Origin of the sequence: Caldithrix abyssi DSM 13497 (assembly GCF_001886815.1) — a bacterium.
GTDB classification, from domain to species: domain Bacteria; phylum Calditrichota; class Calditrichia; order Calditrichales; family Calditrichaceae; genus Caldithrix; species Caldithrix abyssi.
Genome location: NZ_CP018099.1, coordinates 4,385,616 through 4,400,084 on the forward strand (window position 1 = coordinate 4,385,616; position 14,469 = coordinate 4,400,084).

At 42.3% G+C, this 14,469-nt stretch carries 9 protein-coding genes and 1 pseudogene; 2 read left to right on the plus strand and 8 right to left on the minus strand.

The features are described from left to right. Nucleotides 1–34: 34 nt before the first annotated feature. On the plus strand, nt 35–1,180 hold the full coding sequence (locus Cabys_RS17230; RefSeq protein WP_006928110.1) for an ATP-binding protein: 1,146 nt from the start codon (nt 35–37) through the stop codon (nt 1,178–1,180). 370 nt (nt 1,181–1,550) lie between these two features. On the opposite strand, the gene Cabys_RS17235 is transcribed toward Cabys_RS17230, so the two are convergent. The 3 genes and pseudogenes from Cabys_RS17235 to Cabys_RS17245 all read right to left on the minus strand — a co-directional run bounded on the left by Cabys_RS17235 (nt 1,551) and on the right by Cabys_RS17245 (nt 4,687). Beyond that, a complete protein-coding gene (locus tag Cabys_RS17235) occupies nt 1,551–3,317 on the minus strand; it encodes an FG-GAP-like repeat-containing protein (RefSeq protein ID WP_006928109.1) in 1,767 nt (588 codons plus the stop codon). Nucleotides 3,318–3,480: 163 nt separating this feature from the next. Further along, a pseudogene (locus tag Cabys_RS17240) lies at nt 3,481–3,831 on the minus strand (IS1380 family transposase); the annotation flags it as partial. Nucleotides 3,832–3,958: 127 nt separating this feature from the next. After that, complete coding sequence (locus tag Cabys_RS17245; RefSeq protein ID WP_006928107.1) at nt 3,959–4,687, minus strand: hypothetical protein; 729 nt, start codon at nt 4,685–4,687, stop codon at nt 3,959–3,961. A 419-nt stretch (nt 4,688–5,106) separates the two neighbouring features. Here Cabys_RS17245 and Cabys_RS20170 point away from each other — a divergent pair, with 419 nt between their 5' ends. Next, the gene (locus Cabys_RS20170; RefSeq protein WP_006928105.1) at nt 5,107–5,244 is read left to right on the plus strand and encodes a hypothetical protein; all 138 of its coding nucleotides are present in this window, start codon (nt 5,107–5,109) and stop codon (nt 5,242–5,244) included. A gap of 177 nt (nt 5,245–5,421) precedes the next feature. Here the strand turns inward: Cabys_RS20170 and Cabys_RS17250 are convergent, their stop codons facing one another. The 5 genes from Cabys_RS17250 to Cabys_RS17270 all read right to left on the minus strand — a co-directional run bounded on the left by Cabys_RS17250 (nt 5,422) and on the right by Cabys_RS17270 (nt 14,390). Next, complete coding sequence (locus Cabys_RS17250; RefSeq protein ID WP_006928104.1) at nt 5,422–6,315, minus strand: SDR family oxidoreductase; 894 nt, start codon at nt 6,313–6,315, stop codon at nt 5,422–5,424. 2 nt (nt 6,316–6,317) lie between these two features. After that, nucleotides 6,318–7,046: a hypothetical protein gene (locus Cabys_RS17255; protein WP_006928103.1), complete on the minus strand. Its 729-nt coding sequence runs from the start codon at nt 7,044–7,046 to the stop codon at nt 6,318–6,320. Between the two features lie 15 nt (nt 7,047–7,061). Further along, the gene (locus Cabys_RS17260) at nt 7,062–7,991 is read right to left on the minus strand and encodes a DUF5683 domain-containing protein (RefSeq protein ID WP_006928102.1); all 930 of its coding nucleotides are present in this window, start codon (nt 7,989–7,991) and stop codon (nt 7,062–7,064) included. 128 nt (nt 7,992–8,119) lie between these two features. After that, complete coding sequence (locus Cabys_RS17265) at nt 8,120–11,290, minus strand: PD40 domain-containing protein (RefSeq protein ID WP_006928101.1); 3,171 nt, start codon at nt 11,288–11,290, stop codon at nt 8,120–8,122. Nucleotides 11,291–11,417: 127 nt separating this feature from the next. Next, entirely contained in the window at nt 11,418–14,390 is a 2,973-nt protein-coding gene (locus Cabys_RS17270; protein WP_006928100.1) for a T9SS-dependent M6-like inactivated metalloprotease, read from the minus strand. Nucleotides 14,391–14,469: the final 79 nt, after the last annotated feature.

Below are 14,469 nucleotides of genomic sequence, written 5' to 3' on the forward strand. Positions count from 1 at the left end.
ATTTGGTGGTACTAAATGCAAAATAAGGTTACGTATGGTAAAACGTCCTTTCTGGCTCAATAAAATTTATCGCGCATGGCAAAAGCGCTCCTTTGTCTGGCTTTCCGGCGTACGACGCGTGGGTAAAACGACCCTATCCAAAATGATCGATGATGCGCTGTACCTAAACTGTGACTTACCTTCCACGCAACGTCTTCTTGAAGACCCTGAATTCTTTTTTAAAAATCAATCAAGCGCTCAAAAGATCATCTTCGATGAGATTCATCGCTTATCTGATCCAAGCCAACTTCTGAAAATTGCCGCCGATGAATTTCCGCATTTAAAAATTCTGGCTACAGGTTCGTCCACTCTGGAGGCCACCAAAAAATTTCGGGATAGCCTGACTGGTAGGAAAATTTCCATCCACTTAAAGCCGGTTCTCTGGAGCGAATGTACCCGCGACTTTAAGATCAATAATCTGGACTACCGATTGTTGCGCGGCGGACTGCCGGAATGGCTAATAGATGCTTCCCTATCTGCGGAATTCTTTTCGGAGTGGATCGACAGTTTTTATGCCCGTGATATTCAGGAATTGTTTGGCGTGCGCCAACGACTTGGCTTTTTGACGTTCTTTAAATTATTACTCCGTCAAAGCGGTGGGCTGGCCGATTTTACTCAACTGGCTAAATTATGCGGTTTAAGTCGCCCTACGGTTATGGCCCATCTGGAAATTCTACAGATTGCTCATGCCATTTATCTTTTAAAACCATTCCATGGGGGCGGACGCAAGGAACTTACGCAACGTCCTAAAATTTACGGATTCGACACCGGCTTTGTCGCTTTTATGAAAGGTTGGGACACCATTCGCCCCGATGATCGCGGATATTTGTGGGAACATCTGGTGCTCGATACGCTTTCGTCTGTTTTTATCGAGCCTGTGCTTTATTGGCGCGATAAAGCCGGTCATGAGATCGATTTTGTCATTAAATTTAGAGACGATAGTGTAAATACCTATGAATGCAAAATAAATCCCGATGAATTTAAGCCTAACAATTTAAAAATATTTCGCCGGATTTATCCCAAAGGGGAAAATTTTCTGATAAGTCCGGTCGTTTCAAAGCCCTTCCGGAGGAAAATGGACAATCTAATTATCAATTTTGTCTCTCCTGATTATTTTACCGAAGAGAATATAATCTCTTGAAGAATTCATAAACACAAAGTTGTTGAAATGGATTGTCCTAATTCAACGCAGGACTGGTGGAAGTCGTCCTATTTGACAAAACCTACAAAAAGGACGGACATTTGCTCAAAGGATATCCTTCGACAGCTCAGGGCATGCTTTTTGGTTTTTAAAGCGAAAGCGAAATCAAAATAAAAGAACTGGCAATTAGTGGCATAAATGAATAAAAACCGTGGGCATTCGCGCCGGCTCACGATAAATCGGGATCTCCGCTCCGGCGGGCGAGGCTAATTTTCTGGTGGATGAGGTGGAGGCGCTGAAGTTAGAAAAAGAAAAGATTGAAAAAGTTTACAGGGTAAAAGCTAACCCCTCTGAAAACCTTCCTCTTTAGCTATCTTAATAAGATAATCTTTTTTGTTTTTCTTGCATTATCTATTCTTAAACTACATAAATAAATACCAGAAGGACAATTTTTACCTGTAAAATCTTTCCCATCCCAGTTTACTTTATATTTACCCGGATATTGGGTACGATTTATTAATGTTTTTATTTTTTGCCCTATTGCGTTGTAAATTACAAGTTTTACCAAGCCTAATCTATTAATTTCATACTCTATAGTTGTACTATTATTAAATGGATGGGGATAATTTTGATATATAATAAAGTATTCCGGCTTTTTAATGCCGGATTCATTGATTCTTTCAAGCGTATTATTATAGTAAATTTTAATACCATCGTCCCATAAAGCACAAATATCAATTTTTTGGTCATTATTAAAATCTGCAGAAATAATATCTTTTATTAAGGCAGGTTCTTTTTGATCTATAGTAAATTTTTTATCCCAGAATGTTATAGTAGAATCAGCCGGATTAAACAAGATATATAGTTTTGAAAAATTCTCCGGCGGGATAGTATATGAATACAATAAGTCTGCCCAACCATCTCCGTCCATATCTGTTGTTATTGCATTATGTGGAGAATCTCCGCCTCCTGTAAATATTATATGATTAACATCATTAAAAAATTCACCGTTTTTATTATTAATAAATATTAAATCATGAATGTTTGTTAATAACTGTATATCTAAAAACGAATCATTATTAAAATCCGTAATATTTAGTTTTCTAAAATAACCAAAATAATAACCATCTGGTAATGCATCTTCTTTTAAAACATACGTATTAACAATATTCAAAAATTGATCAAGGAAAAGTATTTTAATTTTATTTTCACCGCTTGATCCTGAAATTGTAGGAAAAACATTGGTCAGATAGATAATATCATTTATTCCGTCGTTATTGAAATCGGCTACCTTAAATAACACGATATTATTGTCAGTTACGATCGTATCTTCTTTCTCTTGATAAGTCCCATTTCCATTATTAAGCCGCAGGGAAATATATTGAGTTGTATCATTAATATTTTTTTTTATTATAAAATCAGGAAAAGCATCAAAATTCATATCTTGATTTCCGAAATGTATGGAGGTATCCTCGAAAAAATAATAATTCTCTTGTTGTTCAAGATCAAAGTAAAAGGAGTTTGAATGAATTTCTTTTTTAAAGTCCAAATCTACGTCAGAAATAATTATACCATGAGGGCTTGTAGGGAGCTCTTGCCACAACATTAAATCTTTTCCATATTTATTAAGAATAACAGCGCCTTTTTGGTAGTTATCCGTAAGAATTAGATCAGGATATTTATCATTATTAAGATTTAAAAAAGATAAATGTTCGCCGTTGAAATTAGTATATGTTTTTTTTAAGTTAAAACTTGGTTCATTTTTATTTAACAAGTTAAAAGAAAACTGCCAACTAAAGCCGCTAAAATTTTCACCATTTAATCCATTAATGCTCTTAGTTATAATTACAGTTATTTTTTCGCCTGAAAAATATGGCTTATCAGGAGTAATGGTTAGAGTGGTGTCTTCAACTTTATAAATGTATTTTTTTGAAGAAGTGTAATCTGAAAAAAGATAAATTTTTCTTTCTAAACCAATGGTATCAATTTTATTATCAAATATAATTTTTATTTTAAAATCAGAAGTATCATTTATTGCTTCGTTAAATGAAGGATATAAAGAAACAATTTTTAAATGTTGTGAAAAAATTGTAGTTATAGTAGCAAATAAGATAAAACTAATGACTTCTATTTTCATGTTAGATCAATATAGTATATTTTACATACGATTGATTTTAAAAGAAAAAATTAAGATTATCAAATTTTTATTTTTTTGACTTAAGGTTCAATAATCACCCTCCTATTAACAAATTTTGTGTCAAATAAAATTATTACCTAAATTTTTAAAGTAAAAATTTAGGTAATTGATTATTCTGACGAAAACCGAACTTTTTGAAACGATATCGGATCGTGTCAATATCCAAATGCCCATTGAGATCAAATAAGTGATGGATTAAAGGATCTAAACTAAAATGTTCGATTTTTAAAAGACGATCCATACCGCCGAGTAAACAAAGAATCATTATATTGAAAATTTGAGCCAATGAATATTTTTGATTATGTCTTCCCTCTATGGTAAGTTTGGTTTCTATTAGTTTATCTATCCCTAACTTTTTCATGAATTTGTAAATTGGATATAAGCCGGAATAATTAGTTAAATTGCCGCCTGTAAAAGAAGTTTTGACACTTTTATGATTATTCTTTATTTTCATCTACAAGGTGCTCCTTTCTTTTGTTTTTTTGTTTTTGTAACTAACTTAATTTACAAATAATTGGAGCACCTTTCATCTTTTTTACATTAGAAATTTAGGTATAATTTTTAAACATGACTTACTCCTTTTATCTTAATTGATAACCGAAATTGAATAAAAACGTATACTCTTTATCTATATATCTTAATTTATACCTTTTGTTTATATATAAAAATTTTAAAAATATCTTTTTATATTTGAACTGAATACCAGTATTTATATTATAACCAGAATTATCAAAAATAGAATCATCTATAAATTTGTCATTTTCTGGTATAGGTATCTCAAATACTGTACCTAATACCTCATTTGTATTTCGAAAATTAGATTTTCTATAGTCATTCCTAATTGAAATACTATATCCAACTCCAAAGCTTACATAAAATGAACTCGAATTTGTATTCCAAAATTTGTAATTGATCATTACAGGTAGCTCAACAAATAAAACTGATATGTTCACATCAAAAAATTGTCTATAAACATAGTTGTCATCTCTCCATGATGACACATGATTTTTATATAAAATATTTTGTTTAGAAAGGATTACCAAATAGTTAAACGCAATTGATTTTGTTAATTTATTGGCAATAGTTATTCCCGCTGAATAACCATATCCATATTTACTGTTTATATTTTGAAATTTAGAAAGGCACATCCCTGCTTCAAAATAAAGAGTTATATTATTTTTGTATTGCTGATTAATAGTAATCAATGAATCTTTTGATTCTATTTCTTTTTTTAAATTTAAATTTTGACTAATAACAGTATTTATCAAAAAAAATAATAAAATCTGTATACGAAATATGCATTTATGCATTACTATTTCCTTTCTTTCTTATTACTTATCTTCTTTAAACAACAAAGATATATGAACTGTACTTTGAATCTAAAAAAAAAAAAAAATAAGAAGTCAATTTTTCCAGCAGATTGTCCACCATATACTGCATGTAAACTCATTGCTGTCCAAAATAAATCATATTTAAGACAAGATTTGCTGTAATTATTGAAATTAGTTGTTTAAAATTCACATTTTTCAGTTGAGCCCTTATTTTTTGATTTATTTTGCTGTCCAAGATAATGGATAGCAATTAATAAAATTAGGCTATTTTAACTTGGTATTCCAGTATTTGTGAGCAATTATTCTAATTTTGATATAAATAAATCTATTCGGCTGTCCAAATTAATTTGCAAGAATTCTTATTTTGGACAAGTGTGATGTAAACTAAAAACTAAACCATGATGAAATTCATTACCCTGGAAGACCGCGACGGGCTGGTAGCCGTGCTGTTTGACAATGCATACAGGCATTACGGACACCTGTTCAATCGCTCCGGTTCTTACGTGGTAAAGGGCAGCGTGCAGTTGCCCGGCTAGGCTAATTTGCTGGTGGATGAGGTGCAGATTTTGCAATTAGAAAAAAAATCGGTGGAAACCAATGCGGAAGGCTTGCCGCTCGCAGATCACATGGATTAGCGCAAATTCTTTTTTTTACTTTTTTCTGCGAGCATCCGCGTAATCCGCGTGAATCACCATGCCTGAACAGCAATTCGATCAGCGCTTACCAACCATCACCGGTAAAAATTCTAAAATAGAAGGTATTTTAAAGTCGGCCCCGTCCGGGGTTTGCGTGCAAACAAGAGAAACATCCACCGGACGCGGATAATCGGTCATATCATTTAAAGAAATAGCTTCTAACAGCTTATGGCCATAGCCCAAGGCATCACACAGTTTTTGCCCTAACGTAAAACGATCCAGAGCCTCGGCGCCGCAAATGTGGTAGATGCCCGTTGCCCGGCTCAATGCCAATTGCCAGAATCTGCGGGCCAATTCAACGGTGTAGGTGGGCGTACGAATTTCATCTTTAAAAAGAGGAATGGTTTCGTTGTTGTTCAGGCGTTCCAAAAACCAGTCAATAAAATTGCGTGTGCCGTTTAGTCCAGGCGCCAGGGCCAATGCAATACGGCCTATAGCAAAATTATCCATCGTTTCCTGAACGGCTATTTCTCCCTGCCATTTGCTAAGGCCATAATGGTTAATCGGTTCTGGCTTACTATTTTCATCGTACGGCGGATGATCGCCTTTAAAAACGATGTCGGTGGAAAGATAAATCAGACGCGCGCCATTGGTTTTACACCAGTGAGCTAACTCCCTGGTGGCCTGGGCATTAACGCGTAATGCTAATTCCGGCTCTTTCTGGCAGAGTGCAAGGCTGCTGACGGCGGCGGTGTGAATTACTGCATCAACAGGGCCGGAAAGGGCGTTTAACTGCGGCTGGACGGCTTGCGAAAGATCCAACTTAATTAAAGCATCAATATTCAAAGCATGTGCGCTTAAATCATCCCTCCGCGCGGCGCCGATAATTTCCACATTTTCCGGGCGCGTCTGCAGTAAAAATTGACTGATGTAGCCGTTAATGCCCGTAATCAAAACGCGCTTAACACACATGATTAAAATTGCACATTTAAATTGAATCCAATATAATTTGAATATTTCGACTCCCGATACGCGTCGAAGCGAAAACCGACCTTTTGTTCTTCTAACTGCTTATTGTGTCTGCGCGCCAGGCGCAGCGCATTAATGCCGCTAACCAGATGGTTTAGCACAATGGCCAGTTGAAAATAAACGCGCTGGTTGTCCTCATCGTTGGCATGAATCCGCTTGCCGTCGTACTTAATGCGATTTTCGTGTTGATCCCAGCGCCAGTAATTTTCCGGCGTAACTTCGTACAAATCGGCAAAGTAACGCTCCCGTTCTCGCTGATCGTTAAAGGCGTAAATGTCGTCGTATTTGCCAATATCCACCCAATAGCGATCATCTCGCGGAACGGTAGGATCAAATCCGGCATGCTGCCTGGCGTAAGTCTTGTATTCACGCACCAGATGGTTGTAGTAAAGACGATTGCCGATTAACGCAGCCCAGGCTACAATTTCCGTACTGAGAAAAACCGTAAAAAAATTACGCTGCCCCAGATAGAGCTCGCCCGCGCCAGGCAGAATTAAACTCAACAATCCGGCCTTCCCCGGCGAAACCGTTTGTACCTCTTGTTCAGATGTCAATTGAATGGATTGACGCAAATCGGTGGTTGTCTCACTTTCATTTTGCGCTGAAAGCAGCGTGCTAATCAACAAAACCGCCAGCATGCTGTTCAGCATGCCGTTCATAATTCTTTTAAACATAGTGCTCCCGTTCGCTTACCAGGCGACTCTTAATCCATAAGTTAATATCGGCGTGGAACGCCATTGATCGTACTGCATACGCACGGCCTGGCTTAAACGCATGTTGTACTTTTTCACCGTCCAGGCCGCATCGAATGCGCTTAATAAATGATTTGCCAGCACCAGACTGACCATGGTAGTGGCCAGGTCGTAATAGCTGTTACTCCTGTTACGCATGTCTCGATATTGGGCGATGGTAGGCGTCAGCTTGGTTAAATTGTACGGATTTTCATAAAAAAACGGATCGCCCCAATAGGTGCCCACATCGTCCCAGCCAATGCCAAACTGGTGCAGATATTTGTAGATCATTTCGTAATATTGCTGGGTTTTGGTTAAAGGCAACGAATGGGTAAAGCCCAGGTCGTCCTGCAGTTCATAAAGCTGCCGTTTAACCTCGTCCGTCAACTGATCCAGCACAAAACGCCCCTGATCGTCGGTATAGCCGGAAAGCGGATCGCCAGGCCATCTGCCTTCCTGTATGGCTTTTTGATAAACATACGACCAGTACACCTGCTCGCTCCAGTGCTCGTCGCCAAAACGCCGCATCCTCTCGTCTTCTTTGTCCCCTTTATCATTGTACACGTAATGCGCCGTCCAGAACCCTATTTCCAGCGCGGCAAACAGCGCAGCCTTCCAATAAGAGCCGGCATACAATTCACCGGCGCCCGGAATGGCCGCCGACAAAAACGCTGCTTTAATCCCTGATTTTTTTTTCTCCATTTCAACAGTCTTTTGCTGCACTGAAATCGGCAACTCGGAATGCAAAAGCGCGAATTTTTGCCCCACGTTCCAGTAAGGGACATCCGCTTTGTTGAGTTGAAAAGCTTTATGCTGGAACAAATTCCCGGCCTGCAAATCAACAACCAGTAATATGGCCAGAGACAGCGCCAAATGCATTTTTTTCATACTTCCACCTGCCTGTTTGTTTTCATTCAATTTTTCACGTTTTTTACCGGAAAAATCAGTAAGGCCGCCATCAACTCCCCCGGCGCCCTTTCCATAATTCAAAATTCAACATTCAAAACTCAAAATTTTCAAAAAATCCTCCCAAGCCGCCGGCCCACACTCTCCATTCGTTCGCGCAGGTCAAAATCGTACAAAGCGCCAAAATAAAAACGCCATTCCTGTGGATAGCGAATCAACTTTTTTCGACTGCCGTCGTAATTCTGAATTTCATCCAGCGGATAAGCCGCCTGCGCAAAAAAACGCGTCGGAAACAGCGAATAGGAAAAGGTGTTTAAGCGCAACTCCACGCCCACATCCTTTTTAAAGTTAGCGATGGAAAAACGCTTGTCAAGGTAATTCCAGGCGTCTCCGTAGTCAAAAAACAGGCCCAGATACAATTTATCAAAATAGATGTGCGCCAGCAGTTTGTCGATATTCTGCCAGATGGGAAACCGATAGGCCAGCGAAAGAATCAGTTTATGGCGCCCCTCAATGCTGAAATAGGAGTAGCCTTTCATACCCAGCAGGCCGCCGGCGTACAAATCAAAAAAACTGTCCACCTTGCGGTCGATGTAACCGCTGTTCAAACGAATCGAAAAAGCGTGCGAAGGCCAGAATGGATTGGCAAAAAACTCTTCCCAGTCCAGCGTGAACTGATTGTAAGTGTAGTTTTTGTAAACTTCTTCAATACCTATGGGGCTTAAAGCAAAATCTTCTAAAAAATCGCTCATTTCGCGACTGTAAAAGAAAGAGACATAGCGACCGCCCGAAGGCGCGATGTGTCGGTTGCGGTCTTTTTTAACCATATCGGCTATGACCTTCAATTCCACCGCATAACCTTTTAAATAGTTGTAGTGAAAAGTAAAGGGCGCTTCCCAGCGCTGACGGTAAGGATCGTAAACCGGTTTGGTGTAAATTTTGGCGTTGTAGCGGCGCCACACCCCGGCCAGACTGAATTTTAAATATGAACGTGGGTAGTACTGCAATCCAACGCGCGCCTCCGTTAAATCGAAATTGACGTCGCGATCATAGCGCAGCGCGTAGCCGCCCTGCGAAATGGAAACCGTATCGCCGATATTGGCGCTGGTGTTAAACACTTCCACAAAAACGCTGGGCTTAAAAAGATTCATCTGAAAATAGCCGTACAAATCGTAGTCTTTGTCTTTGTTAATCGCCGCGCCGCCAATCAGTGTGTACTTATTTAAAATATCGTCCGAAACCAGATAAAAGCCCGGCTTAATCGTGCCGTAATCTATCATTAAACGAGGCAAAATGTGCACTTTGCCAAAGGTTTGTTTGTATTCTCTAACCTGCACATCGTCGGGCAGGCTATTGTCAAAATTTTTGGGCGGGATGGTGGCCAGATAGTCTTTCTGATAAACGGCCAGCTCAGGATTCAGCCCATTCGGATTTTCAATCAAATAAATGTGGTAACCCAACGAATCGTAGCAGGCGTACACCAGCTCTCCCCGTTCATTAACCGCGGGCATCAACGCGCCGCCGGTTACATTGGTTAACAGCTCTTCGCGGCCATTTTGTAAATTTTTACGATAGATATTGTAAATACCCGTTGGACTGGCTGCGTAGTACAAAAAGGTTCCGTCCCCGCTTAAAAAGGGATAGCGCTCTTCCACGCGGCTGTTTAAAATAAAATCCATTTTTTTAGATTTTAAATCGTAGCGGGCAATATCGCGTCCGTAATCAATGGCCGTGTCAAACACAATGGCCCGGTCGTCGGCCGTCCAGCGTGGGTGGTAAATCTGCCGTTCATCATCAAAACGTAAAATCTGTTCGATCTTTCCCCCGCGGAATTCGACTTTACGCCAATCCGGCGAGCCGTTCGGCTTCAATTTACTTAAGCGTCCGTCTTCCATGTTAAAATAGACCACGCTGTCCAATCCAACGCCAAAATCTTCCGGTAAATAATAAACGTTTAACTGATTTAATCCGTTGGTTTCCGAAACAAATACCACCTTTTTCCCATCGCGGCTAAAGTCCGGATTCCGCCCGCGCAAATTTCTGGTTAAACGGATTTCTTTTTCTTTTTGCGCATCGTAAACAAACAAATCGTTAAACGCTGAACCCTGACTGTTGCGCTTTTGCCGGGCGTAAATCAAATAACGGCCGTCCGGCGACCAGCTTAAAGACGATGAAATGTTTTGACTAATGGCTTTCTTTTTTCCGCTCTGCCGGTCAAACAAAACCAGGCGATTTAAGCTAAAATAATCTTCGCCGGCATTGGAAACGTAAGAGATCCATTTGCCATCCGGCGAAAATACAGGATACAAATTGGCGCTGCCTCTGATTTCGATGGGCCGCCCCTTTACCTCATTTTTTCGAATGACTTCCGTGCGCTGTAAGTAAACGGCGGTTAAGGAATCTTTCCAGGCCTTGTACAGTTGATCGGCCGGCACGCCCGTGGCCGCCTTTAACGCGCTTTCAAACGTCCAGTATCGCCACCTGGAAGAGTTTTTCGTAATTTTAGCTAAAACGCCCTCGCCAAAACGGCGCGTCAGATAGTTGACAAATGAAAATCCCAGATTATAATTGGACTCGTTTCCGTGGCTGTCTTTGCCGAAGACGGTCATGGAGTTGTAGGTCAAAAACTGCTCGTGCAAAATCCGATCGCGAATAATCATTTCACGATTGGGATCGCGGTAATCGTAGCGGGCACCCGGCGCCTGATGCTGGGCCGTACCTTCAGCAAACCACACCGGGATATTGATGGAACTAAGCGGATAACTGACCAGCACATTGGGAAAACCGCGCACCACGTCCTTGCGCCGTTCTTTTTCGTAACCAAACACCTGAAAAAAACCATAAGGAAACAGCAAATTGGTTTTGATCATTTTCTGAATCGAAATCATGTGCGTGAATTCGTGCGTGACCACATCGCGCAGCCAGTTCTTGGTGCCGCGCATGATGTAATCTAAATTAGAAGCCCAGATTTCGATCTTGTTGTCAAAAAAGAATGCGCCGCCGTTAGAGTAATCGTCCGTGTCTTTAATGATAAAATGGATTTTGTCCTTTGGCCGGTAGTTGTACAAGCCGGTCACATGGGGGTAAATCTCTTCCGCTATTTTGCCCACCAGTAAAGCGGTGCGCCTGGTACCCTGATGAAAATGCACCGTAAAATGTTCGGTATCAAACGATTGCCAGCGCAGTTCAGGATGGTTGTATTCAATAAACTGCGCCTGCGTCCCCACCGCTCCCAGTATTAAAAAGATTAAAAGAATTTTCTTCAAGTCGTTCATCGCCATCTATGACCTTTCCTGCCCGGCGAATTTTAAAAACGCCTTCTACAACACGCCGGTGCGTTCTGCTTACTTTGTCCCTTAAAAACAAAAGTTAAATTTCCTCCCAATATGTTCAGGAGGCCAATGTCGTTTAGTGGACAACCATTATTTTAAACAAACGGCGTTCGGTTTTACCGCTCACGTCCGATTTTGCTTCGATCTGGCACAGATAAACGCCGGAAGGCACATCCTCCACATTCCACACAAACTCGTTGTCTGTTTGCCCCCTGCCCGGCATATCAATGGTTAGCATCCGTTTGCCTGCCAGATCAAAAATGCGGATGAACACCTGCGCCGGTTCGCTTAAGTAATAGCGAATGGTTGTAAAATTCCCTTCATTGGGGTTCGGATAGTTGTAGGCTCTCCCTGCCGGAAGCAAAGAGACGTCTTCCTGTACAGCGCTGCCGCCTTGCAGTTGAAAAACCGGATTGCCCGTGGGATTCAAACGGGCCAACGGCCAGATCGTTTCAGGCGTCCCGTTGTAATTTAACTCCCACACTGTAACCAAACCCTGATCGTTCACAGCCAGTAGTTCCAGCGGCGCGTCCTCATCCCACTGAACCAGAGCCGGGCTGCCGCTCATCTGGCCACCGATAGAAAGCGGAAAATCAACCAGCAATTTTCCCTGCCTGCTAAAAGCCAGCAAGCCGCCATTCTGCGAGGCGACCACAATCTCCGCCTCTCCGTCGCCGTCCAGATCGACAATCAGAGGCGTGCCGATCAGGCGATCGGCATGATCAAAAGCCACCTCAATGGGAAAATCCGTCACAAACGTTCCGTTAGTGTTCAAAGCGAAAATTTTATTCTCGCTATTAAAAACAATATCCACTCTGCCGTTACCGTCCATGTCGGCCAGAGAAAAATCGGCGACCGGCAGGGCGTCGATGGTAAAAAAGCGTTTTTTGCCACCTTCTATGATCGTAAAAACGGTTTGCTGATCCTCTCTGGTAGCCATAGCCAAAAAGCGGGTTTGGTCGGCATGCACGCCCACTCCAATGTAATCCACCGTTAGCCCCTCGGGCAACGCGAACTCCGGATAAAACACCAGCGAACGATAATTTCCGTACCCCGCCTGACGTCCGACAACACTTAAAGACGAACCGTTCACCTCCAGCCGATACAACGAATCGTTGGCGCAGTTCACCAGCAATTGATTACCATCAACCACCGGGCGGGCCACGATTGACGCCGGCGCCTGCCACTCCAGAGCGGGATTTAAAGCAGACTGCCGCGCATCCTCTACCGCTTTAATGACGATCTTCTGCTCATAGGTCATTACAAGATTATCAAACGCTTCGTCGCCGCTTATTTCCATGGCGTTTAAATAGCGCAGCGGGGCGCCATCCTGATCGTCATAAACCGCAAAAATTTCCGTCTGCTGCAAAGAATCGTCCACCGTTAAAACCTTTACCTGCCCGTTGTCCAGCCCAAAATAGAGGTAATTGTCGTTGCGATATTTGAGCCACAGAAAATCGGTCGCCGCTTGTTCAGCGGTTGCGGTTAAGGACAGCGGAAAGCCCTTTTCCGTCATCTCTCTTGTAAAAGAAAAAAACATCACATCGCCGCGGTTTTCGCTAAAGTTGTAGAGCTTAATGTGCGAAAGAGCGTGATTCCAGTTAGAAAGCGTTGCCGGCCGCGATGTGGATGAAAATTCATTCTGGTACAATTCAAAATTCTTCAAATAGTCCGGACGATTTTTAAACCAGAAGTCGGCAAACCAGCCCAGCTCCGTACCGTAGCCGGCATCCAGCAACGTGTAATTCTGGCCGATATCCTGCGAACCGTCCGCTTCTTCCAGATCAACGGCGCGCCAGTTGGGATCGTCGTTAATCCTGTTTTGCGCTCCTTTTTCGCGAATGACGCGCTCGTCAATATGCCAGATTAAAATGCCCGAGCCCGGCAATCCCCAGTCGTAATTTTCCACGCCGGTCAAAACCCCGCTGGGCCCGATCTCTATTCCGTCGTTTAAATAGGTCTTCAGCAATTCCATGTAGCTGGGCAATTCGTCGCGCGCGTAGGCCAGCTCCTGGTACAGCGAATCGATATTAACCGCAGGGTCACCGCGGCATTCGATCAGATAATACTCGTCCTGATTAATGGGCACCTTGTAAAGCGTATTACCGGTCAGCGCGCTTTCAGAAAATAAACGGGCCAGTGGAATATCTGCGGCCGGCTCGCTCAGCTCAACGGGATTTTCCCAGCCCAGCAAATAACGAGAAAAAGCGCTGGGTGGAGCGGGAATCAATCCATTCACATTCAGCAGCCCGGCATCCATTAATCCAAATCGGCCAACGGCGCTTTTTTGCGTACTCGGGCTGAACAGATCATAAAGCCCCAGATAGCTGCCAATGTTGGAAACCAGAAAACCGGTTAAGGCAATATGGTAGCCTTCCTGGTTTTGCGTTTCCGGCAATAAAATGCCAGAAGAGATCAGCTTTTGCCCGTTATTGACCGGAACGCCGTTAAAAGTATCGCCCAGAGCGGCTTTTAAAAAGGCGGGGCTCAAATAGAGCGAGGGAATATCCTGCGGCGTGGGATCGTAACCAAGCTCAATGTCGCGCCCCACGCCTGCATGAAAAATCACCACCAGGTCGTATTGACTGAAATCGATGGATTCCGCGCTTTGATCGGCGGCTTTAACGGCATCCACAAATAATTGACTGATGCCTTTATTGATTTCCTCATCGGTCGTATTCGGATTATAAGCGCCCATCTGTCTGGGCAGACGAAAGGCTTCGTTTTCGCCCGACGGAAAAACATCCCCGGTAATCGTTAAGCGTCCTTTGGACACCTTCCAGAAATAGTTAGCGGCCGCGGCGAGCTGATCTTCGAAATACTGTTTGTTGTGCGGCGCGGGGTCAACGGCAAAGGGATCGGTGGTAACGGTATCGATCATAAACAACCCGTTGCCCGTGGTTAACGGGTTTTCATCGGGCTGGAACTCCACACGCAGAGCGCAAATTTTTAGCGAATCGAAGGAGGACGGCGTCTGAGCAAGCGAAAGGTTCAGGGCGAGCAAAACAGGCACGAAGCCTGCAACCAATATGTTCATCTTCATTTTCATGGCGATCTTCTGCTAAGTTTAAAATGGCTAAATTCTTTAAGTGGGGAATAATAAAGCGGGGAAAAATTCCCCGCTTACA

Excerpts from the sequence above, each read along its gene's own strand:
- Cabys_RS17270 (WP_006928100.1), bottom strand. The coding sequence starts at position 14,390 with ATGAAAATGAAGATGAACATATTGGTTGCAGGCTTCGTGCCTGTTTTG.
- Cabys_RS17255 (WP_006928103.1), bottom strand. The coding sequence starts at position 7,046 with ATGTTTAAAAGAATTATGAACGGCATGCTGAACAGCATGCTGGCGGTT.
- Cabys_RS17260 (WP_006928102.1), bottom strand. The coding sequence starts at position 7,991 with ATGAAAAAAATGCATTTGGCGCTGTCTCTGGCCATATTACTGGTTGTT.
- Cabys_RS17235 (WP_006928109.1), bottom strand. The coding sequence starts at position 3,317 with ATGAAAATAGAAGTCATTAGTTTTATCTTATTTGCTACTATAACTACA.
- Cabys_RS20170 (WP_006928105.1), top strand. The coding sequence starts at position 5,107 with ATGATGAAATTCATTACCCTGGAAGACCGCGACGGGCTGGTAGCCGTG.
- Cabys_RS17230 (WP_006928110.1), top strand. The coding sequence starts at position 35 with ATGGTAAAACGTCCTTTCTGGCTCAATAAAATTTATCGCGCATGGCAA.
- Cabys_RS17245 (WP_006928107.1), bottom strand. The coding sequence starts at position 4,687 with ATGCATAAATGCATATTTCGTATACAGATTTTATTATTTTTTTTGATA.
- Cabys_RS17250 (WP_006928104.1), bottom strand. The coding sequence starts at position 6,315 with ATGTGTGTTAAGCGCGTTTTGATTACGGGCATTAACGGCTACATCAGT.
- Cabys_RS17265 (WP_006928101.1), bottom strand. The coding sequence starts at position 11,290 with ATGGCGATGAACGACTTGAAGAAAATTCTTTTAATCTTTTTAATACTG.